Origin of the sequence: Ensifer sp. B1-9 (assembly GCF_050474445.1) — a bacterium.
In the GTDB taxonomy this organism is placed as follows: domain Bacteria; phylum Pseudomonadota; class Alphaproteobacteria; order Rhizobiales; family Rhizobiaceae; genus Ensifer.
Map to the genome: position 1 here is coordinate 85,729 of NZ_JBCHVG010000016.1, position 22,322 is coordinate 108,050.

At 63.0% G+C, this 22,322-nt stretch carries 17 protein-coding genes; 12 read left to right on the forward strand and 5 right to left on the reverse strand.

Going from position 1 to position 22,322, the window contains the following annotated elements; translation table 11 throughout:
* Positions 1-90 precede the first annotated feature (90 nt).
* From ACQ5BM_RS27420 to katG, 3 genes are all read right to left on the reverse strand, one after another.
* Positions 91-3,300 (reverse strand): efflux RND transporter permease subunit, encoded by a 3,210-nt coding sequence (locus ACQ5BM_RS27420; protein WP_429818133.1) that lies wholly within the window; start codon positions 3,298-3,300, stop codon positions 91-93.
* A 3-nt stretch (positions 3,301-3,303) separates the two neighbouring features.
* On the reverse strand, positions 3,304-4,413 hold the full coding sequence (locus tag ACQ5BM_RS27425) for an efflux RND transporter periplasmic adaptor subunit (RefSeq protein WP_429818135.1): 1,110 nt from the start codon (positions 4,411-4,413) through the stop codon (positions 3,304-3,306).
* Positions 4,414-4,848: 435 nt separating this feature from the next.
* A complete protein-coding gene (gene katG, locus ACQ5BM_RS27430) occupies positions 4,849-7,056 on the reverse strand; it encodes a catalase/peroxidase HPI (RefSeq protein WP_429818136.1) in 2,208 nt (735 codons plus the stop codon).
* A gap of 440 nt (positions 7,057-7,496) precedes the next feature.
* Between katG and ACQ5BM_RS27435 the strand changes: the two genes are divergently transcribed.
* Positions 7,497-9,737 (forward strand): hypothetical protein, encoded by a 2,241-nt coding sequence (locus ACQ5BM_RS27435; RefSeq protein ID WP_429818138.1) that lies wholly within the window; start codon positions 7,497-7,499, stop codon positions 9,735-9,737.
* 20 nt (positions 9,738-9,757) lie between these two features.
* Here ACQ5BM_RS27435 and ACQ5BM_RS27440 read toward each other — a convergent pair whose 3' ends face one another.
* Positions 9,758-10,390, reverse strand: a complete 633-nt coding sequence (locus ACQ5BM_RS27440) for an alpha/beta hydrolase (protein WP_429818140.1) — start codon at positions 10,388-10,390, stop codon at positions 9,758-9,760.
* A 180-nt stretch (positions 10,391-10,570) separates the two neighbouring features.
* On the opposite strand from ACQ5BM_RS27440, the gene ACQ5BM_RS27445 reads away from it, so the two are divergent.
* From ACQ5BM_RS27445 to ACQ5BM_RS27495, 11 genes are all read left to right on the forward strand, one after another.
* Positions 10,571-11,470: a LysR family transcriptional regulator gene (locus ACQ5BM_RS27445; RefSeq protein WP_429818141.1), complete on the forward strand. Its 900-nt coding sequence runs from the start codon at positions 10,571-10,573 to the stop codon at positions 11,468-11,470.
* A 230-nt stretch (positions 11,471-11,700) separates the two neighbouring features.
* Positions 11,701-12,591, forward strand: a complete 891-nt coding sequence (locus ACQ5BM_RS27450; protein WP_429818143.1) for a helix-turn-helix domain-containing protein — start codon at positions 11,701-11,703, stop codon at positions 12,589-12,591.
* Between the two features lie 135 nt (positions 12,592-12,726).
* Entirely contained in the window at positions 12,727-13,635 is a 909-nt protein-coding gene (locus tag ACQ5BM_RS27455; RefSeq protein WP_429818145.1) for a helix-turn-helix domain-containing protein, read from the forward strand.
* 243 nt (positions 13,636-13,878) lie between these two features.
* Positions 13,879-14,787, forward strand: coding sequence for a helix-turn-helix domain-containing protein (locus ACQ5BM_RS27460; RefSeq protein WP_429818147.1), 909 nt, complete (start codon positions 13,879-13,881; stop codon positions 14,785-14,787).
* A gap of 143 nt (positions 14,788-14,930) precedes the next feature.
* On the forward strand, positions 14,931-15,581 hold the full coding sequence (locus ACQ5BM_RS27465; protein ID WP_429818149.1) for a hydrolase: 651 nt from the start codon (positions 14,931-14,933) through the stop codon (positions 15,579-15,581).
* 120 nt (positions 15,582-15,701) lie between these two features.
* Positions 15,702-15,995: a XapX domain-containing protein gene (locus ACQ5BM_RS27470; protein ID WP_429818151.1), complete on the forward strand. Its 294-nt coding sequence runs from the start codon at positions 15,702-15,704 to the stop codon at positions 15,993-15,995.
* On the forward strand, positions 15,995-17,977 hold the full coding sequence (locus ACQ5BM_RS27475; protein WP_429818152.1) for an amidohydrolase: 1,983 nt from the start codon (positions 15,995-15,997) through the stop codon (positions 17,975-17,977). Before ACQ5BM_RS27470 ends, ACQ5BM_RS27475 begins: the two co-directional genes overlap by 1 nt.
* 22 nt (positions 17,978-17,999) lie before the next feature.
* Entirely contained in the window at positions 18,000-18,236 is a 237-nt protein-coding gene (locus ACQ5BM_RS27480; RefSeq protein WP_429818154.1) for a hypothetical protein, read from the forward strand.
* Between the two features lie 28 nt (positions 18,237-18,264).
* Positions 18,265-18,723 carry a DoxX family protein gene (locus ACQ5BM_RS27485; protein WP_429818156.1) on the forward strand — a complete coding sequence of 153 codons (459 nt, stop codon included), beginning with the start codon at positions 18,265-18,267 and terminating at the stop codon, positions 18,721-18,723.
* Entirely contained in the window at positions 18,720-20,321 is a 1,602-nt protein-coding gene (locus ACQ5BM_RS27490) for an MFS transporter (protein WP_429818158.1), read from the forward strand. The genes ACQ5BM_RS27485 and ACQ5BM_RS27490 overlap by 4 nt, the downstream gene beginning before the upstream one ends.
* A gap of 86 nt (positions 20,322-20,407) precedes the next feature.
* Positions 20,408-21,238: an alpha/beta fold hydrolase gene (locus tag ACQ5BM_RS27495; protein ID WP_429818160.1), complete on the forward strand. Its 831-nt coding sequence runs from the start codon at positions 20,408-20,410 to the stop codon at positions 21,236-21,238.
* 140 nt (positions 21,239-21,378) lie between these two features.
* On the opposite strand, the gene ACQ5BM_RS27500 is transcribed toward ACQ5BM_RS27495, so the two are convergent.
* Positions 21,379-22,272 (reverse strand): LysR family transcriptional regulator, encoded by an 894-nt coding sequence (locus ACQ5BM_RS27500; protein WP_429818162.1) that lies wholly within the window; start codon positions 22,270-22,272, stop codon positions 21,379-21,381.
* Between the last annotated feature and the right edge of the window lie 50 nt (positions 22,273-22,322).

Consider the following 22,322-nt stretch of genomic DNA (forward strand, 5'->3'; position numbering starts at 1 on the left):
GAATTCGATCGCCGGGCTGCGACTGGAAATGGCGAACGCAGAAACGGGGCCAGATTGGCCCCGTCTCGATATTGTCGTCTGGCCCCAAACCTAGCCATGGCTGGCCGGTGTCTCAGACTTCCCTTCCGTCACGCCGCTCTCAGTCGAGGCAACCTGCGCTTCGGCTGGATGCTTGGAAATGCCGGCGAGCTTGTGGCCGCGTTCGCGCAGCCACTGGAAGGCGACGTAGAGCGCGGGGATGACGAAGATGCCGACGAGCGCGGCAGCGAGCATGCCGCCGGCAACGCCGGTGCCGACCGCCCGGCGGCTGAGTTCGCCGGCGCCCGTGGCGATCACCAGCGGCACCAGGCCGACGATGAAGGCGAAGCTCGTCATCATCACGGCACGGAAGCGGGCGCGAGCCCCTTCGATCGCCGCATCGACGATGGTCGCACCGGCCTCGCGGTGCGCCTTGGCGAACTCGACGATCAGGATCGCATTCTTCGAGGCGAGAGCGATCAGAACGACGAGGCCGATCTGGGCGTAGATGTCGAAGGAGAGACCGGCGACGAGCACCGACAGCAGCGCACCCGAGACGCCGAAGGCGACCGACAGCAGCACCGGTACCGGGATCGTCCAGCTTTCATAGAGCGCCACAAGGAAGAGATAGGCGAAGAGGACGGCCATAGCCAGAATGGCTGTGGTCTTGCCGGCCGCTTCCAATTCCTGCAGCGCCGTCCCGGTCCATTCGAAGCTGTAGCCGGGCGGCAGCGTCGAGGCGGATAGCGCTTCCATGGCGGCCAGCGCCTCGCCCGAGGAATGGCCGGCGGACGGCTGGCCGTTCAGCGTGATCGAGCGATAGTTGTTGTAGCGTACGATCGACTGCGGGCCGACGATATAGTCGACCTTGGCGACCGAGGCGACGGGGACCATGTCGCCATTCACGTTGCGCACGTGCAGGCGCTGAATATCATCGACCGCATTTCGGTCGGCCTGGGCCGCCTGCATCGTCACCTTCCAGGTGCGGCCGAAGAGGTTGAAGTCGTTGACGTAGTAGCTGCCGAGCGTGCCCTGCAGCGTCGTGAAGAGGTCGCTGACCGAAACGCCGAGCGATTGCAGGCGATCACGGTCGATGTTGAGATAGAGCTGCGGCGAACTGGCCGAATAGGTGGTGAAGGTGGGGCCGAGTGCCGGGTTCTGGTTGGCGGCGATGATCAGCCCGCCGGCAGTCGCGGCGAGATCGGTGACCGAGCGGCCCTGGAGGTCGAGCAACTGGTATTCGAAACCCGACCCGGTGCCGAGACCCATGATTGGCGGCAGGTTGAAGGCGAAGATCTGCGCGCCGCGGATCGCCTGGCCTTTGGCCATGGTGGTAGCGACCGCCGCCTCGACGCCGGCCGATGCGCTCAGGCGCTCCGCGAAAGGCTTCATCGTCACGATGGCGAAAGCGGAGTTGGACTTTGAGAGGCCGTCGAGGAAGGAGTAGCCGGTGACGGTGATCACATTGGCGACACCCTCGATGCCGCCAAGCATCGTCTCCACTTGCTTCACGACCGCATCGGTGCGGTTGTAGGAGGCACCCTCCGGCAGGCGGATTTCGGTGAAATAGGCGCCCTGGTCTTCCGCCGGCAGGAAGCCCGTTGGGACGATGCGGAAGAGGGAGCCCGCCGCGACGAAGGCGAGCGCCAGCAGCGCAAGGCCAATGATCGCGCGCCGGGCGATATGACCGGCCACATAGGTATAGCCGTCTCGCCCCTTGTCGATGGTGCGCGAGATATAGCCGAGAATGCCCCGTTTTGGGCCGTGATGCGGCTTCAGGAGCACGGCGCAGAGCGCCGGGCTGAGTGTCAGCGCATTGATCGCCGAGATCACCATCGATACCGAGACGGCGACGGCGAACTGCTGGAACAGTTGGCCACTCAAGCCGGGAATAAAGGCCACCGGCACGAAAACCGAGAGCAGCACGAGCGTGATCGCGACGATGGCGCCGGTGATTTCGCTCATCGCGCGCCGCGCCGCTTCCGCCGCCGAAAGACCCGGGTTCTCCTCCATCACCCGCTCGACGTTCTCAACCACCACGATGGCGTCGTCGACGACGATACCGATCGCCAGAACCAGAGCGAGCAGCGACACGGTGTTGAGCGAGAAGCCCATGGCAAGCAGCACCGCGAAGGTGCCGATCAGCGCGACCGGAACCGCAACGAGCGGGATCAGCGTTGCCCGCCAGTTTCCAAGGAAGAGGAAGACAATGATAATGACGAGGACGAAGGCCTCGAACAGCGTTTCCTCGACGTTGTCGACGCTCGCCTCGACGAATTGCGCCGTGTCGTAGGAGACCGAATAGGTGAGGCCCGGTGGGAACGATTTCGACAATCGTTCCATCGCATCCTGCACGCCTTTGGCGGCGGCAAGCGCGTTGGCGCCCGGCGCCTGATAGGTGCCGATCATGGCGACTGGCTTGCCGTTGATCCGGGCGTTGGAATCGGAACTGGCAGCGCCGAGCTCGACACGCGCGACGTCGCGGATGCGCACATAGGAACCATCGGGCCTTGCGCGCAGCACTACATCCTCGAACTGCTTGGGGTCGGTCAAGCGCCCTTGTGTCTGCAGGTTCAATTGGAACAGCGGATCGTCAGTCATCGGCTGTGCGCCGATGCGGCCGATCGCGGCCTGGACGTTCTGCGCCTTCAGCGCGTTGATCACGTCCGTCGGCGTCAGGTCGAGGCTGGTCATGCGGTCGATGTCGAGCACGACGCGCATGGAGTAGTCCTGGGCGCCGAAGAGCTGGGCGTCGCCAACGCCGGGCACGCGCTTGACCGTATCGAGCACGTTGATCGTGGCGTAGTTGGACAGGAACAGGGAATCGAAGTTCTGCTTCTCGTCCGCACCATAAATGGTGATCACCTGCATCAGCGCGGAGGACTTCTTGCGCACGCTGACGCCGCTCTGCTTGACCTCGGCCGGCAGACCTGCTTCGGCGAGCGAGACGCGGTTCTGGACGTTGACGGTGGCGATGTCGGGATCGGTACCGACGGCGAAGGTGACGGTCAAGGTATAGGAGCCGTCAGCGCCGCTCGTCGACTTCATGTAGAGCATGTCGTCGACGCCGACGACCTTGCTCTCGATCGGCTGGGCGACAGTGGTTTCGACCACGTCGGCGCCGGCGCCGGGATAGCTTGCGGTGACGCTCACCTGCGGTGGCACGATGTCGGGGAATTGCGCGATCGGCAGGCGGGTGAGCGCAAGAAGGCCCGCCAGCGTCAGCACGATGGAAATGACCGTGGCGAAGCGCGGGCGATCGATAAAGATCTCTGAAATCATGGGTCAGCCACCTGCTGCCGTGGCTGCATCGACGGCGATGCCTGGTCGGACCTTCCCCGCCCCCTCGGTGATGACGTTCTCGCCTTCCTTGAGGCCCTTGCCGATGACGGCCTGGCCGCGCGTGTTGCGCGTGACATCGACGCGGCGAAGCTCCACTTTGGAACTGGCGTCGACCACCAGCACGAAGGCGCCCTGCTGATCGCGCTGGATCGCCTGCTGCGGCACGGCGAGAACCTCCTGCTTGTCGGATTGTTCAAGCATGACCCGCACCAGGGCCCCGTCGAGCAATATGCTGTCCGGATTGGGGAATTCGGCGCGCACGGTCACCGTATCCGTCCCTTGCGACACGTTGCTGGCGATGAAGTTGATCGTCCCCTTCTGCTTGTATTCCGTGCCGTTCGGCAGCCCGAGCCCGACATTGGCGCCGCCGCTGATCTCGCCCTTCAGCACACGCTCGCGATAGGTGAGGTAGAGGGCGGTCGCCACGGGGAACTGGACATAGATGGGATCAAGCCGGGTCAGCGTCACCAGCGGCCCGCTGTCCGGGCCGACGAGCGCGCCGACGTCGGCCGATGTCAGGCCGATGATGCCGTCGAAGGGAGCGACGATCTTCGTATAGGAGAGGTTGAGCTCGGCATTGTCCTTGCTGCCCTTGAGCCGCACCAGATCGCCTTCGGCTTTCCTCACCTCGGCATGAGCCTCGTCGACCTTGGCCTGGGAAATCGTCTTGGTCGTCAACAGTTGCTCGGCGCGGTCACGCTCGAGGATCGCAAGTTCCTTGGCGGCCTCGGCCGCTTCGATCTGCCCCTCGATCTCCTGGACAGCGGCGCGATAAGCGCCATCTTCGACCTGGTAGAGCACCGTGCCGGCGATGACTTTCTGCCCCTCGGTGAAGTTGACCGCCTCGAGGAAGCCCGAAACGCGGGCGCGTATATCGACTCTCTGAATGGCGGTGACCTTGCCGGTCAGGTCGACGCTCTCGCGTAGGTCCATGATCGCCGCCGGCGCCACGACCACGGCCGGAGCCTGCTGGGCAAGAGCCGCCTGCGCCGTGAGGCCTGCGACCAGAAGCATTGATGTAATCGAAGCTGCACGAATTCTCGTTTGACGCATGCAACGTTCCCCCTGAACGAAACAGCTTGAGATGACTTCGGCGCGCCTGGGCAGGCGCCCTCGTTGCATTGAAATCAGAACACGTTCTCTGCTTCAAGTCACGCAATCATTGGTTGATAAGGCGCCGACCATATAAATGGGACGGGTTTGCCGGAAAAGGATTGGCCCGGAGGAGAACTTGTCACAAAAGCAATGGTTTGCACCGGGTGTCCCGTTCGAGGCGAAAATGTGCCCTGGCGCACGGTTCATGGCGGGACGGTTGAGCCTGCCGCTCGACGCCCATCGTTTAACGTGTGCTGCAACGTCGTAGCCGCAGGGCAAGATTTGCAACCTTAGGTGACGAACTTCGCGCGGATGCTCCAAGCGGATGCTTCAAAGAAACAGGTCCCGGCGTGACGCCGGGACCTGCAATCGATAGTGTAGCCGGACGGAATGTCAGGCGAGATCGAAGCGATCGGCGTTCATCACCTTGTTCCAGGCGGCCACGAAGTCGCGCACGAACTTCTTCTTGGCATCCGCCTGTCCGTAGACTTCCGCAATCGCCCTCAACTGCGAGTTCGAACCGAAAACGAGATCGACGCGGGTCGCCGTCCACTTGACGTCGCCGGTCTTGCGGTCGCGCCCCTCGAACACGTCCTTCGCATCCGACGTCGCCTTCCAGACCGTGCTCATGTCGAGCAGGTTGACGAAGAAGTCGTTGCTGAGCGTTTCGGCACGATCGGTGAAGACGCCGTGCTTGGTCTGATCGTGGTTCGCGCCAAGAACACGCAAGCCCCCGACGAGAACGGTCATCTCCGGCGCGGTCAGCGTCAAGAGTTGGGCCTTGTCGATCAGCAGTTCTTCCGGCGAAACCGCATATCGGGTCCGCTGGTAGTTGCGGAAACCGTCGGCGATCGGCTCCAGAACGGCGAAGGAATCGACGTCGGTCTGGTCCTGCGAAGCGTCCATCCGACCCGGCTCGAAGGCGACCTCGATGTCATGGCCGGCTGCTTTCGCTGCCTTTTCGACGGCAGCGGCGCCGCCAAGCACGATCAGGTCGGCGAGCGACACTTTCTTGCCGCCGGACTGCGCGTTGTTGAAGGCGCGCTGGATGCCTTCCAGGGTTTCGAGAACCTTTGCCAGTTGTGCCGGCTGGTTGACTTGCCAGTCCTTCTGCGGCGCAAGGCGAATGCGGGCGCCGTTGGCCCCGCCGCGCTTGTCCGAACCGCGGAAGGTCGCGGCAGACGCCCAGGCGGTCGAAACCAGCTCGGAGACCGAAAGGCCTGAAGCGAGGATCTTGGCCTTGAGGTCGGCGATATCCCTCGCGTCAACAAGCGGATGATCGACGGCGGGGATGGGATCCTGCCAGATCAGTTCTTCGGCCGGAACTTCCGGGCCGAGATAGCGGGCGCGCGGCCCCATGTCGCGGTGGGTCAGCTTGTACCAGGCGCGGGCAAAGGCGTCGGCGAAAGCGTCCGGGTTCTCGTAGAAATGTCTGGCGATCTTCTCATAGGCCGGATCGACGCGCAGCGCGAGGTCGGTCGTCAGCATCGACGGGGCGTGACGCTTGGACTTGTCATGCGCATCCGGGACGGTGCCGGCGCCCATGCCATGCTTCGGCGTCCACTGGTGGGCGCCGGCCGGGCTCTTCGTCAGTTCCCATTCGTAGCCGAAGAGGTTCCAGAAGTAGTTGTTGCTCCACTTGGTCGGCGTCGTCGTCCAGGTGACTTCGAGACCGCTGGTGATGGTGTCGCCGCCACGGCCGCTGCCGTAGGTGCTTGCCCAGCCAAGGCCCTGTTCCTCGATGCCCGCACCTTCCGGCTCGCGGCCGACATTGGCCGCATCACCGGCGCCGTGGGTCTTGCCGAAGGTGTGGCCGCCGGCGATCAGCGCAACGGTTTCCTCGTCGTTCATCGCCATGCGGGCGAAGGTCTCGCGAATGTCCCTGGCGGCAGCGAGCGGGTCCGGGTTGCCGTTCGGGCCTTCCGGATTGACGTAGATCAGGCCCATCTGCACCGCTGCGAGCGGGTTTTCGAGGTCCCGGTCGCCGGAATAGCGCTTGTCGTCGAGCCAGGTCTTTTCCGTGCCCCAATAGATGTCCTCTTCCGGTTCCCACACATCGGGACGGCCGCCGGCGAAACCGAAGGTCTTGAAGCCCATCGATTCGAGCGCGCAGTTGCCGGCGAGGATCATCAGGTCGGCCCAGGAGATGCTGTTGCCGTATTTCTGCTTAATCGGCCAGAGGAGGCGGCGCGCCTTGTCGAGGTTGGCGTTGTCCGGCCAGCTGTTGAGCGGTGCAAAGCGTTGCTGCCCGGCACCGGCCCCGCCGCGGCCGTCGCCGGTGCGGTAGGTGCCGGCGCTATGCCAGGCCATGCGGATAAACAGCGGTCCGTAGTGGCCGAAGTCGGCCGGCCACCAATCCTGCGAATCGGTCATCAGCGCGAAGAGATCCTTCTTCACCGCCGGCAGGTCGAGCTTCCTGAATTCCTCGGCATAGTCGAAGGCTTCGCCCATCGGATCGGAAAGGGAGGAATTCTGGTGCAGGATCTTCAGGTTGAGTTGGTTCGGCCACCAGTCACGGTTCGAGGTGCCGGCGGATTGAGCGCTCGTCTGAGCTCCGTGCATGACGGGACATTTGCCCGTTTTGTCGGCTTTCGCGTCCATTTCTATCTCCCTTTACGATGACGTGAATTGTGCGGGTCAGAGGAAAAGCAGGCTGTGCGGGCCAACGGTTTGCCGGGCCCGGCTTGCGGCATTCTTTGTGCCGTCGGCGGTTGTCGTTGCGCGATGTGGTCTGGCCACTGGCTGCATCTCCCTCATTGCGCTGACGAGTCTATCAAAGTGGTTCCATTAATTTAAGTTGGATTTCCTGATGATGACGATAAGGCAATCCTATTGCTGATGGGCGACAGGCAACAAAGTATGCTTGCAGCCCAGTATGCATCTCTGATGACGCCCGAGCGCGTTCGCCGATTGCAGCCCACACAAGAATATTGGTGCACCGCACTCCCGCCAAACTTGCGGAAAAAAGCGCCAATGGTTAGTCACAGCCGCAGAGACTCTAAAGAGCGATCCATTCTTCGTGTCGTGAAAGGACAGACATCGTGGCTGAGACAGAAACTGGGGCCGGCAAGGGCCGTCGCAAAGCGCTTTGGGCGGCCGTCGCAGTGATTGCGATCGCGGCCGCCGGCGTGACCGGCGGCAAGTTCATGCTCGAAAGATCGGTCGATAAGTTCATCGCCGCGCGGGGTGGCAAGGCCGGCTCCGTCGAGGCGGACTTTCTCGGCCGCATTCACCTGCGCGACGTGACGCTGCCCTTTGCCAATGGCGCCAGCGTACAAGTCGCCGCGATCGATGGCCGTCCCAAGATCTTCTTCCTGAGCGGCAAGCTTGAGGTGAAGGGGCTTGAACTCGACATCGCCGCAGGAAAGTTCTCTGTGCCGCATGCGGTCCTCGAGGAGCCGGACTTCTTCGCTGCCGCGCTCTCCAAAACAGGCGATCAGGGTGAGTTGACGACCCTGAAACGCATTGAGCGCTTTGCCGCAAAACGGATCTCGGCGCCGGAGGCGACAATCAGCCAGGATGTGGCCGGTACCGAGCAGAAGACGGTCTACAAGGATCTCGCCCTCGAGGACATCGCCGGCGGCCGCGTCGCCCGTTATTCGGCCAGCGGCGCAAGCTTCGCCTTTGCCATGGATGTTCCTGACGGAGAAGGCGCAACGAAGCGCGAGCAGATGAACGGCTCGATCGGGGCAGTCACGGGCGAGAACTTCGATGCGCTCTATCTGGCGCGGATCTACACGGAAAAGGCCGGCCCCGACGACAAGGAGCCGAAGCCGCTCTACGGCCCGATCACGGTGAAGAACCTTGCCTTCTCCGACGGCAAGGCGAAGTTCGGCTATGACGAAGTGCGCAGCAAAGGCTTCACTGCGCGCATGCCAGCGGAACCCCTGCTCGAAACGTTCGAGAAACTGAAAGGAGTGACGGACCCCGAGGCGTTGCCGCCGGCCGAGCGGCAGGCGTTCTTCAAACGCGTCCTTTCGGTCGTCGACATGATCGGCAACGGCGACATCGAGTTGTCGGGCCTCAAGATGGAAGCGCCGGACAAGAGCAGCGAAGAGGAAGGCAAGACCATCAAGCTCGCTGTCGACAAGATGGCGATGCAGCTCGATGGCCGCAGCTTCGACGGTTCCATCCAAGGTCTTTCCGCCGGTGAAGGTGCCGACTACGTCAAGCTCGCCGAAGCAAGCATCAAGGGCTTCTCCTGGGCTCCGACCATGGAGGCGCTCACGAAGCTGGCGGGACTGCAAGAGGAAGAGTTTGAAACCTTCCCCTTCACGACTTTGATGCCGGAGTTCGGAACGATCCGCATCGCCGGATTGGACGTGGACATGCCTGGCGCCGAGCCGTCAAGCTTGACGGACAGCGAAATCAGCGAAGACGACCAGAGCGCCATCGAAAACGAGACCGACCCCTCGGTCAACGCCGAGCCGGCGCCGGATGAGGCAACCGATGGTGATGCCGCGTCCGATACTGCTGCCTCAACCGATGGTGATGCCTCGACGGATGGCGATGCCGCATCCGAAGCAGAGGTGCCGGCCGATGGCCAGGACGATCCGATGGCCGAAGCGCCGGCCGAGCAGGCTGCCGCGCCTTCGGTTCCGGAACGCGTGCGCTTCACGCTCGACAGTTACGAACTGGCTTTGACCAAGCCGCGTAACGGCATTCCGACGGATGTTCGGGTCAGCTACCGCGATCTCAGCGTGCAGGTGCCGGCTGATACGCAGGACGAGGGTTTCGCGACGCTGCGCAAGCTGGGTTTCGACAAGCTGGTGTTCTCCTCCAACGTCGAACTCGCCTGGGATGAGCCGAACGAGAACCTCGTCATCAAGGACATCTCCGTGAACGGCAAGGACATGGGCAGCTTCTCCTTCTCGGGCTTGATGGGCGGCGCCAGCAAGGATTTCTTCTCCGGCGACATGACCGCTGCGCAGGTGGCGCTCTTCGGCCTCACGGCCCGGGAAGCCACGCTCAAGCTTGAAGACAAGGGCATCTTGGCCAAGGGCATCAAGCTCTATGCCGAGGACAACCACATGACCGAGGACAGCGTTCGTGGGCTCCTCGTGCTGATGACGAGCGCAGGCGTGCAGCATTTTGCTGCCACCCAGCCGAAGCTGCAGGAGGCGGCAAGTGCGTTTACCCAGTTCATCAGCAAGCCTGGCGCCTTCACCCTGAAGGTCAAGGCCAAGGATGAAGCCGGGATCGGTGCTCTCGAACTGATGGGCGCTGCCGAAAACCCCGCGCTTCTGCTCGAGAAGGTCGACCTCGAAGCCACGGCACAGTAATAACGCGATCGCGGGCTGCGTCAGTCGACGCGGCCCGCGTCTCTTCTACCTGTGGGTTCCTCGAGGAATTCTCGCAGTGCCATCATTTCTTCCCGTCCGATCTCATGCGTGCCACGATTGTAGAGGGCTCGGACATCAGCCTTTTGTCCCGCAAGATAATCGACCAGCCGGTCGGTAAGCGCCAATGGGCGAGCCGGATCGTCCTGGCCGCCCGTGACCAGGACCGGCTTGCCCGCAAGCCCGACATTGCCGGGCGGCGTCCACGCAACGAGGGGATGCAACAAGGCGGCACGATCGAACAGATCGGGGCGTTTGAACAGGAGCGCCGTGAGCACCGTCGCTCCGCTCGTGCAGCCGATCCCGTAGGCGGCCCTGCCAGGATATTGGCGCCGCTTATCGGTAACGACGTTTGCCAAGTCTTCCACATGGGCAGCGAATGCCTGCATATCGGCCATCGCGTCGCTGACCCGGGAAGGGCGCGCGGGATTAGTATCGCTCGTGGCTTTATGGAAAGAAAATACCTGGGCATCCGGTAGGATACTGGCGATCAGCCGGGCGACCGGATCGTCCGGACCGGGATCGTAAAAAGCGAAGACGATCGGTGCGTCGTGCCTGAACCGTTCCACCTGCTCGTCGAAACGTGAGATTGTCATGCTGCCACTCCCGATGTGGGAGATCGAAAGGCCGTCGTCGAGGCAGCGGTCACTTCTGCCTGATCCCGGTCAGCACGCCACGCGGTCGCGCTTCTCCCGCGACAACGATCGGTGCATTCATCACCAAAGAGAATAGCAATAATATTGACATTATTGTTGCATTTATTGCAATCATCTCGCATGAGCGATTTAAGTGATATCCGCGTCTTCCTGGCGGTTGCGAAGCAGCGAAGCTTTACCGCTGCAGCGCGCCAGCTTTCGATGACGGCGCCAAGCGTCACCCGCGCGGTCAGTGCTTTGGAAGACGATCTCGGGGTTCAGTTGCTGCTGCGCACGACACGGCAGGTATCATTGACCTCGGCCGGCGCGGTCTATGCGGCGCGCATCGAGCCATTGATCCGCCAATTCGATGAAGCGCGCGAGGACCTGCGCGAGCAGCACGGCGACGTCGCCGGACTGATCCGCATCAACGCGCCGCTGTCGCTCGGCCAGCACATCCTGCCGGATATCGTTGCCGGCTTTCGCGCCGAGCATCCAGGTACACAAATTTCGCTGTCGCTAACCGACCGGCTCATCGACATTGTGGCCGAGGATTTCGATCTTGCTGTCCGCGTGTCGGAACCGCCGCGCGACAAATCGACGATCTGGCGCCGGATCTGCCCTGTACGACGCGTGCTGGTCGCGTCGCCCGGCTACCTCGCCAGATATGGATCCCCGCAGACGCCGGATGATCTCGACCGTCACGGCTGCCTTGCCTATGACGGACAGGCGATCTCGGAGACCTGGGAACTGACATTTCAGGGCAGGACACGGAGGGTCAGGGCCGGCCAGACCTTGGCTGCCAACAATGGTGAGTTCGTCGCGAGGCTTGCGGAAAATGGAGAGGGCATCGCGCTCCTGCCGCTTTTCATTGTCGAGGATGCGCTGGCAACGGGGGTGCTCAAGCAGGTTCTCGAGGGGTGGGAGGCCCCGCAACTGTGGCTCACGCTCTATTATCCGCCCTATGAACGGCTGCCCCTGAGGGTTGCCAAATTCTCGGATTTCTTCGAGAGCTATGTCACCGAAACGCGACCACTCTAGGCTGGTCGGTTCATGTCGAACGGATTTTCCGTCAAAACGGAGTCGTTTGCGGCTAAATGTGAGCAAAGGATACAAGAAATTGGCGGCAGCGCGCCGCATGTTTTCCCTGACATGGAGGGCAATCGCGAGATGATCCCCTGTGCGTTCGCCATCGGGTCGATCAAGCATTGGGGCCGGTTCCACGCGAGGAATGAACTCCATCGCCAGGAGGCGAGGGTGGACGGCAGGTTATGACAGATCCGAATGGCATTGGAGCGCATTTCGGCGAGCCGAAGGCGCGGTCGCTCATGGTTCGGCCCGTCCGCGACGCCCGGTTTTCGGTGACACGTCTGCAGTGCCGGCTCGATGGAGCATTGAGCCGTGTCGTCTCCCTTCCCGCGGACGACGCCTATTTCCTGATGTTCTATTTCAAGGATGTCATGCATTGCGATGTGGTTGCGGGCGAAAGCGACAGTGAAATTCGCCGCTACCGGCAAGGATCGATCTGCCTCGTCGATCTCGTTCAGGGCGCCAGCATCCGACTTGTCAGCGATCTCGATTCACTCGCCTTTCATCTGCCGCGGGCCTTGTTCCGCGAAGTCTCCGAGTTCTCGCACGCTCCCGCCGCCACCGGTCTGCGGTGCCGCCGCGGCGAGATCGACGACGTCATGCACAATCTTGCCTTGGCCCTACTGCCGCTGCTTGCGGAGAGCGAGAACGAACCTGGTCCGGTTCTACGGCATATCGCCGTCGCCATTTGCGCACATCTCCTGCACTCTTATCCGGATCGCGCCACTCTATCCGGCGGCCCGGATCTCACCGTATGGCAGGAGAAGGCGGCCAAGGACTTCATGATCGACCATTGGGCCAAGGACTTTTCGATGGCGGCGGCGGCGGCGGCCGCGAACCTGTCGCAGGGCGACTTTGCCGCAGCTTTTGCGGCCCTGACGGGACAGACGCCAGAAGAATGGTTGATGCGCTACAGGATCGGTCGAGCGAAACGCTACCTGATCGAGAAGGGCTGGTCGTGCGCCAAAGTCGCTGCCAGTTGCGGCTATGCCGACGAGACGCGTTTCATCGAAGCCTTTCGCGAGGTGACGGGGGTGACGCCCACCGCCTGGCGTGCACGCTGGCTGCAGTGACGGGATACGACGTTGACCCATGAAGCTCTGAGAAGCGCTGCGGGAATTGCCGCTGTCATGTGGTGGCCAACCGGTGTAGCATCTGCCCGGCCGCTGAAGCGGGCCGCCGAGCTGCAAATCGGGAGAGCGTGACCGATGGCCTTGCATGAGGGATTGAGCGCCGGCGATCGCACGTCGCGCCCCACTGTCAAAAAAATCAGCGCGGGCGAGATCACCGTGACGAGAACCTTCTCGGATCGCTTCGATCTGGAGCGCGGGCCGATGATCCCCGTCGCCGACGCCTTCAACGTCATCGTCCAGATGCGCGATTTCGAGGCGCATCGGCTGTGGCGCCGCGGCGAGCTTGTCTACGAAGGCGGGCACTCAAAGGCCTCGCTCGCGATCACCGACCTTCGGGATCAATGGCAGTGCCACCACCTGTCTCCCTTCGACAATGTCCGCTTCCACATCCCCTTTTCCTGCATGCGAACCTTCACTGAAAGGGCAGGGCGCGGCGAGTATGTGTCGCTCTCGCCGGTGCAGGGACAGGTCGATCCGGTGATGTTCGGCCTTGCCCAGGCATTGCTGCCTTCGCTCGACGAGCCGGACCGGGCCAATCTGCTTTTCGTCGAGCAGATCAACCTCGCGGCATTGGCTCATCTCAGCCAGACTTATGGCGGCTTGCATTTCCCTGTCGACAAGAAAGGCACGCTGGCGCCCTGGCAGGAGAAGCAGGCAACCGAATTTCTGGTCGCACACTTCAACAAGGCGTTTTCGATCGGCGATCTCGCGGCCCAGTGCGCGCTCTCGCGCAGCTATTTCAACAAGGCTTTCAAGGAGAGCTTCGGGCGCACGCCGTCCAGGTGGCTGACCGAATACCGGATAGCGCGGGTCAAGGAGTGTCTGCTTCAGGACACCCCTCTTGCCGAAGTCGCGATCCACTGCGGTTTTGCCGACCAGAGCCACATGACCCGGGTTTTCACCAGCCAGACGGGGGAAACGCCGGCGCGTTTCAGGAAAAAGAACCGCTCCGTCAGCGTGGCTGCCGATCGATCTCATCAATAGCGCGGAAAGAGGGCGCGCCCTCATGCGGATCATTCAAAATACATGAAAAGCGTGCAAGAATGCCGACGCGGTCAAGGCAATCATAGGCCGCTCCTGCAGACGATTTGATGACTATCAGAATGAACTGCGTGCACCCGTTTCAAGCGCGCCGCAATCGACGCGTCGGTCTCGTTCCGCGCTTTTCGTTTTCATCGGGTTGCAGGCGGTTTTGGCGAGTGGTCGTGACAAACAGGAGCGAAGACGATGACGAATGCCTCCGCTGCCTCTGCCGGAACGCGACCGCGCGACAGCCTCGGATGCTCGCTCGACCAACTCGATGACGACAGGACGATCGAAGGCCGCGACATGGTCTTTTATCGCAAGCGATCGCTTGCCGGGCCGCCGGGCCGGGTCACGACGCCCGGCAATGGGCGGGGATATCTGATTGGCCTGTCGCTTGCAGGCGGCCATAGCCGCCGGGTCTTCGGGGAGCACCATTCGGCGATCCAGGAATTCAGCCAGAACTCGATTTACGTCAGGAACTTCGCCGACGATTACAAGGCGGATCTGAAAGGGTCATTCGACTTCACCTTGCTTGAAATCGGCTACGGTGCGCTGCAGCGCATTGCGGATGCGGCAGATCTTACCGGTGTCCGCGAGCTCAGATCCATTTCCGGCTCGCCCGACCCTGTTCTCGGCGGCATGCTCGGCGCCTTGTTTGCGTCGGTGGACGGCCACACGGATCGAAGCGCCCTGTTCGTCGACCAGCTCTCGGTCGCAATCGGCGTGCATATGGTGCGACAGTACGGCAACGGTCGCGGCGATAGTTTGGCGGGAGGACGCAGGCTCTCGCAGCGCTGCCAGGCAAAGATCCGCGAACTCGTGCAAGCCCGTCTTGACGGCGAGCTCACCGTCGAGGAACTGGCTTCGACCTGCAACCTGTCGCAGGCCGCTTTTCTTCGCGCCTTTCGGGAGACCATGGGAAGCACGCCGTATCGCTGGCTGCTGCAGCAAAGGATCGAAAAGGCCAAGGACCTGCTGCAGTTCTCCTCCACATCGCTGAGCGAGATCGCGACCACCTGCGGCTTTTCGGATCAGAGCCATTTTACCCGTGCCTTCGTGCAGGCGGTCGGGACGACACCGCGTCTGTGGCGCCGCAGCCGCCAGTCGTAACCCACTGAATACACACGCGCCCGCCACGGCAAGGCGAGCGAAATTTTCAAAAATCCATCTTTGGCGACAAGAACGGGACCGCGGTCGGCGGCATAATTGGGCCTCTCCGATCGGAGTCAGTTTCAACAGAAAGGGCCACGACCATGTCCGCGACAGCGACCCCCGGCAAACTCCTCGTCTCGCCCAGGGACCACACCCTGATCATGATCGACTTCCAGTCGCAGATGTCCTTTGCGACCAAATCGATCGACGCGGTTCTCTTGCGCAACAATGCGGCGCTGGTCGCCCATGCGGCGGCGGGATTCGGCGTTTCGACCATTCTCACCACCGTGGCCGAAAAGACCTTCTCCGGCCCGATGTTCTCCGAGATCACCGATGCCTTCCCGGGCCAGAAGCTTCTGGACCGCACCTCGATGAACACCTGGGAAGACGCGGCGGTGATCGAAGAGGTCAACCGCATCGGCAAGAAGCGCCTCGTCATGTGCGGGCTCTGGACGTCCGTCTGCATCGTCGGTCCGACGCTGTCGGCGCTCGACCAGGGTTTTGAAGTCTATGTCATTGCCGACGCCTGCGGCGACGTCTCCGACGAGGCGCATGAGCGCGCGATGGACCGCATGGTGCAGGCCGGCGTACGGCCGATGACCTCCCTGCAATACATGCTCGAGCTTCAGCGCGACTGGGCGCGCACTGAGACCTACGACATGACCACCGGCATCGCCAAGAAGTTCGGCGGCGCCTATGGCCTCGGCATCATCTACGCCAAGTCGATGTTCGGCGCTTCCGAAGGGCACTGACGGGACGCTCTGATCAAAGTGGGCGCCGCGTGCTTCTCTGAACGCGCGGCGCCCGAGATGAACGCTCCGGCCGTGCGTGCGCTCGCCGGGGCGGCAATGTCATTCGTGAAGGAGTTGGCGATGAAGATGTATCTTCTCTCGCTCGGAGCCGGGGTGCTGGTCGGCGTCATCTATTCCCTCTTGAACGTCCGCTCGCCGGCGCCGCCGGTCATCGCGCTGGTCGGACTGCTCGGCATCCTCGTCGGGGAGCAGTCCGTCCCGCTGGTCAAGCGCGCCCTGTCGGGTGAACCGGTCAATCTCAGCTGGTTCAATCTGCAGTGCATGCCGCACATGTTCGGCCACCTCCCTGGCGGCGCACAGCCCACCGCCGGCAAGGCGAAGGATGCGGCGATCAACGATGAAAGGATCGGATGATGCCGACGCGACGCTCCTTCCTCGGCGCGGCATCGTCGCTTGCCCTGCCTGCCCTTTTTTCGTCGGTCCGTAGCGCCGGCGCCCAACAGACCGGAGACACCTCGATGACGCCCGACCTGATCCTCCACAACGGCCTTGTCACGACGCTCGATCGCGCCAATCCGGCTGCGAGCGCGATTGCGATCAAGGACGGCCTCATTCTCGCCGTCGGCGATGACCGGACGATCATGGCGCTGGCCGGGTCAGCCACGAAAAACATCGATCTCAAGGGCAAGCGCGTCCTGCCGGGCCTCAACGACAACCATACCCACGTCGTGCGCGGCGGTCTGAACTTCAACATGGAACTGCGCTGGGACGGGGTGCGCTCGCTCGCCGATGCCATGGCGATGCTCAAGCGGCAGGTGGCGATCACGCCGGCGCCGCAATGGGTGCGCGTCGTCGGTGGCTTCACGGAGCACCAGTTCGCGGAGAAGCGGCTGCCGACCATCGACGAGATCAACGCGGTGGCGCCGGATACGCCGGTGTTCCTGCTGCATCTCTATGACCGGGCGCTGCTCAATGCCGCAGCGCTCCGGGCGGTCGGCTACACCAAGGACACGCCGAACCCGCCGGGCGGCGAGATCAGCCGTGACGCCAACGGCAACCCGACCGGTCTGCTGCTGGCAAAGCCGAATGCCGGCATCCTCTATTCGACGCTCGCCAAGGGGCCGAAACTGCCCTTCGACTATCAAGTCAACTCGACCCGCCATTTCATGCGCGAGCTCAACCGGCTGGGGGTGACCAGCGTCATCGACGCCGGCGGCGGCTTCCAGAACTACCCGGATGACTATGCCGTGATCCAGAAGCTGGCCGACGAGGGCCAGATGACCGTGCGCCTCGCCTACAACCTCTTTACCCAGAAGCCGAAGCAGGAGAAGGAAGACTTCCTGAAGTGGACCTCCTCGGTCAAATACAAGCAGGGCAACGACTACTTCCGCCACAATGGCGCCGGCGAGATGCTGGTCTTCTCGGCCGCCGATTTCGAGGACTTCCGCGAGCCGCGTCCGGACATGCCGCCGGAAATGGAGGGCGAGCTCGAAGCGGTCGTCCGGATCCTGGCCGAGAACCGCTGGCCCTGGCGGCTGCATGCGACCTATGACGAGACGATCACCCGCGCGCTCGACGTTTTCGAGAAGGTCAACCAGGAGATCCCGCTCTCCGGCATCAATTGGTTCTTCGACCATGCCGAGACGATTTCCGACCGGTCGATCGACCGGATCGCCGCACTCGGCGGCGGCATCGCCGTTCAGCATCGCATGGCCTATCAGGGCGAGTATTTCGTCGAGCGTTATGGCCATGGTGCGGCGGAAGCGACACCGCCGGTGGCGAAGATGCTCGAAAAGGGCGTCAAGGTTTCCGCCGGCACCGACGCGACCCGTGTCGCCTCCTATAACCCCTGGGTCTCGCTCGCCTGGATGGTCACTGGCAAGACCGTCGGCGGCACGCAGCTCTATCCCCGCGCCAATTGTCTCGACCGCGAAACGGCGCTTCGGATGTGGACCGAAAAGGTGCAGTGGTTCTCCAACGAGGAGGACAAGAAGGGCCGCATCGAGAAGGGGCAGTTTGCCGACCTGATCGTGCCGGACAAGGACTATTTCAACTGCGCCGAGGACGAGATCTCGTTCCTGACCTCGGAGCTGACCATGGTCGGCGGCAAGATCGTCTATGCGGCGGGAGATTTTGCGTCCCACGACGAAAACCCGGTGCCGCCGGCGATGCCCGACTGGTCGCCGGTCAGAACCTTCGGCGGCTATGCCGCCTGGGGCGAGCCCGATGGTGCCGGCAAGAATTCCCTCAGGCGGACCGCGATCACCTCCTGCGGCTGCGCCAGCAATTGCGGCGTCCATGGCCACGACCATGCCGGCGCCTGGACGTCAAAGCTGCCGATTGGCGATCTCAAGGGCTTCTTCGGGGCGCTCGGCTGCTCGTGCTGGGCCGTGTGAGGAAAAGCGGAGGGCATACCAAATGAGAACGATAGTCGGGACTGCGGCGATGGCAGCGGTCTCAATCCTGATCACCGCGTCGCTTGCTCCTCTTCAGGCCTCAGCCTCGCCAACGGCCGGCGTCCGGCACCCCTGGGCGAAGGTCGTGGTGAACCATCCAGTGGCGAAGCACGGGGCCTACTACCAGGGCGTATCCCAGACCCCGATCGCCAATTCGAATGATAGCAAACGCGATGAGGGCGGTCCGGCTCCCCGTTAAGCCGAAGACCGCCTGACAAGGAACCAAAATGCTCAGTCTTTCCTCCCTTGAAAGCCATCTCGTCGCTCGCCTTCGGCCGGGCCTTGCCGGCAGCCGCGTCATATTCATCGGGCTCTTGGCGCTCTGCTCGGCTTACATCCAGGGGCCGCTCACAAAGATCTTCGACTTTCCGGGCGCGCTTGCCGAGATGGACCATTTCGGTCTGCATCCGGCACCGCTCTTTGCCGTCGGCGTGATCGTCTTCGAGCTTCTGATGTCGGCCCTTGTTCTCACAGGGTTCTATCGCTGGGCGGCAGCCAGTGCGCTTGCTGCGTTCACGCTGGCCGCCACCTTCCTTGCGTTTCGCTTCTGGGAGCTGCCGCCGGGCATGGAACGGGCAATGGCGACGAACGGTTTCTTCGAGCATATCGGTCTCGCCGGGGCCTTCCTGCTCGTCGCCTGCCACGATCTCAGCCAACGGGCGTCCGCAAGGAGGGCAGGGCGATGACGGCGGCAGCGAAACAGGGCGCAGGCACGTTTGCACCGCTCCGGCAGAAGGTCTTCGCGGTTCTCTGGGTCGCGACGATCATCGGCAATACCGGCAGCTTCATCCGTGATGTCGCCAGCTCCTGGCTGGTCACGGACCTTTCTGCGACGCCGGCCGCCGTTTCCATGGTCCAGGCGGCGGCGACGCTGCCGATCTTCCTGCTTGCCATTCCCGCGGGGGTCCTCTCGGATATCCTCGATCGACGCAAGTTCCTGATCGTGGTGCAGTTCCTGCTCGCATCGGCGAGCCTTTGTCTGCTGTTTCTCTCCGCGACCGGGTTGCAGTCCGTGAGTTCGCTGATCGCGCTGACCTTTGTCGGCGGCATCGGCGCGGCACTGGTCGCCCCGACCTGGCAGGCGATCGTGCCCGAGCTCGTCTCGAGGCAGGACGTCAAGGGCGCCGTGGCGCTGAACTCGCTCGGCATCAACATCGCCCGCGCGATCGGTCCGGCACTCGGCGGTCTGCTGCTCGCCTGGTTCGGCGCCGCCGTCACCTATGGCGTCGATGTCATCAGCTATGCCTTCGTGATCGCGGCGCTGCTGTGGTGGCGGCGCGGGGTGGCGGAGGACGACGCTCTTGCAGAACGCTTCTTCGGCGCCTTCCGGGCGGGGTTGCGGTACGCCCGCGCCAGCCGCGAGTTGCACGTGGTCCTGCTGCGTGCCGCCGTGTTCTTCGCCTTTTCGAGCGCGATTTGGGCGCTCCTGCCGCTGGTCGCCCGTCAGCTTCTCGGCGGTGGCGCCAGCTTCTACGGCATCCTGCTCGGTGCTGTCGGTGCCGGTGCAATCGGCGGCGCGCTGGTGATGCCGCGCCTGCGCGCCCGGATGGATGCGGACGGGCTGCTGCTGCTTTCGGCCGTATTGACGGCCGCGGTGATGGGCGTGCTCTCCTTCGCGCCGGCGCAATGGGTGGCGGTTGTCGCGCTGCTCGTTTGCGGCGCCGCCTGGATCACGGCGCTGACGACTTTGAACAGCACCGCGCAAGCCATCCTTCCGAACTGGGTGCGAGGGCGCACCCTCGCCGTCTATCTTACCGTTTTCAACGGCGCCATGACCGGTGGCAGCCTTGCCTGGGGTGCGATCGCCGAGGCGATCGGGGTGCCCTTCACCCTGGGGGCGGCGGCTGTCGGCCTTCTCTGCGTCGGGGCCGTCTTTCACGCCATGAAACTGCCGAAGGGAGAGGCGGATCTCGTTCCCTCCAACCATTGGCCGGAGCCCCTGACCAGCGAGCCGGTCGAGCACGACCGCGGCCCCGTCCTCGTGCTGATCGAGTACACGGTCGACAAGGCGAATCGTTCCGAATTCCTGAAGGCGCTTGCCCGTCTGTCGCATGAGCGCCGCCGCGACGGCGCCTATGGCTGGGGCGTGACCGAGGACGCCGCCGACACCGGCCGCATGGTGGAGTGGTTCATGGTCGAATCCTGGGCTGAGCATCTGCGCCAGCACAAGCGCGTGTCCAAGGCCGATGCCGATGTTCAGGAAGACGTTCGTCGCTTTCACAAGGGACCGGCGGCGCCGGTCGTTCACCACCTTCTCGCGATCAACCGGCCGCATCTCGGTTGAAGCGGTGGCGTTCCATGGCGCGATGCCAGCGCCACGGAACGTGCCTGAAAATGATGCAGTCGAACCCAAGCAAAGGAACCATTCCCATGACCGAGAGCTTCGTCAGGACTGAAGACGGTGTCGATATCTTCTACAAGGATTGGGGCTCGGGCCAGCCAATCGTCTTTCACCACGGCTGGCCGTTATCGGCAGACGATTGGGACGCGCAGATGCTCTATTTCGTCAACAAGGGCTATCGCGTCATCGCCCACGACCGCCGCGGCCATGGTCGCTCGACACAGGTGAGCGAAGGTCACGATATTGCCCACTACGCCAGGGACGTTGCGGCGCTGACGACCAAGCTTGGTCTGAGCGATGCCATTCATATCGGCCACTCCACAGGCGGTGGTGAAGCAGTTGCCTATGTGGCGCGCCATGGTGGCGGCCGGGTCGCCAAGCTGATCATCGTCGGTGCGGTCCCACCGATCATGGTCAAGACGGAAAATAATCCCGGCGGCCTGCCGATCGAGGTGTTCGACGGCTTCCGGGCGGCACTGGCCGCCAACCGCGCTCAATTCTTCCTCGATGTTCCGAGCGGCCCTTTCTACGGCTTCAACCGGCCTGGCGCCGAGCCGTCCGAGGGTGTGATCCGGAACTGGTGGCGCCAGGGCATGATGGGCAGCGCCAAGGCACATTACGAGGGCATCAAGGCCTTCTCCGAAACCGACTTCACCGAAGACCTCAAGACGATCGACGTGCCGACGCTGGTCATGCACGGCGACGACGACCAGATCGTTCCGATCGACGACAGTGCGCGGCTTGCGGTCAAACTCCTGAAAAACGGCACACTCAAGGTCTACGAGGGCTATGCACACGGCATGCTGACGACCCACGCCGATGTCATCAATCCGGACCTGCTCGCCTTCATCGAGGCGTAAAAGGCTGGCATGTTCCGCAGCGTCTCGGCACAGCGGACCGTGCAGCAAATCAAAGTGCTACAGCGACCCTTGCGCGTCTTCTAAGCCGCGCGGCGCTGTAGTGCCCGCACCGCCTTGATCGTGGTGCGGGCCCTTGTTGCTCAAGCGCGTGGCTTCGCAGATTCACCAAGCGCGCGCATCAACCGGTCGATGAAGACCCGTACCTTGGGCGCGACGAGCTTTGTCGTCGGGTAGACGGCCCAGATCGCCAATGTCTCGGGCTCCGCGTCTTCGAGGCGAATGCGCATCAGCCGGCCCGCGTCGAGATCGTCGGCAATGTTCCAGTCCGATAGCAGTGTGATGCCGGCACCGGCCAGGCAGGCGGCATGACACCCCTCGATGCTCGTCGACGAGAAGCGGCTCTGCAAGCGGACATGGGTCTCGGCCCCGGCGCTTAGAAAGGTCCAATGGCTGACGCCGTGCAAGGGCAGGCATTGATGGTGAATGAGATCGCTGCCGGTTCGCGGGCGTCCGTGCTTTTCGAGATAGGATGGAGCCGCGACGAGAGAACGCGGGTTTTCGCCGAGTTTGCGGGCTATCAGGTTGCTGTCCTTCAGTCGTGCGATGCGGATCGCCAGATCGATGCCCGATGCCACGAGATCGGGCATGGTGTCGCTCATGTCGAGTGAGATCTTGAGTTCCGGATGGTCATCAAGCAGCGAAGGTATCAGCGGAGCAATCAGCTTGATCGAGAAGGCAACGGGTGCCGAGACACGCAGGAGACCGCTCGCCCCAACCCCGTCGCCACGAAGCAGCGTTCGCGCCTGCTGTTCGGTTTCGAGCAGGCCTTGGGCATAGGGCAGAAAGGTCTCACCCTCCGGCGTCAGCGACAGTGACCGGGTCGTGCGATGCATCAGCCGAACACCGAGCACTTGCTCCAATGAGGCAAGCCGCCTGGTCGCGATCATCGGCGTGATGCCAAGCCGCCGCGCGGCTTCGGCGAGGCTGCCGCCGCGCGCCGCCGCGGTGAAGACGCGGACCTCATCGAGATTCATTATATCGAACTTCGATATACTGGTGCAAACGAACGCACTACTACAGCGAA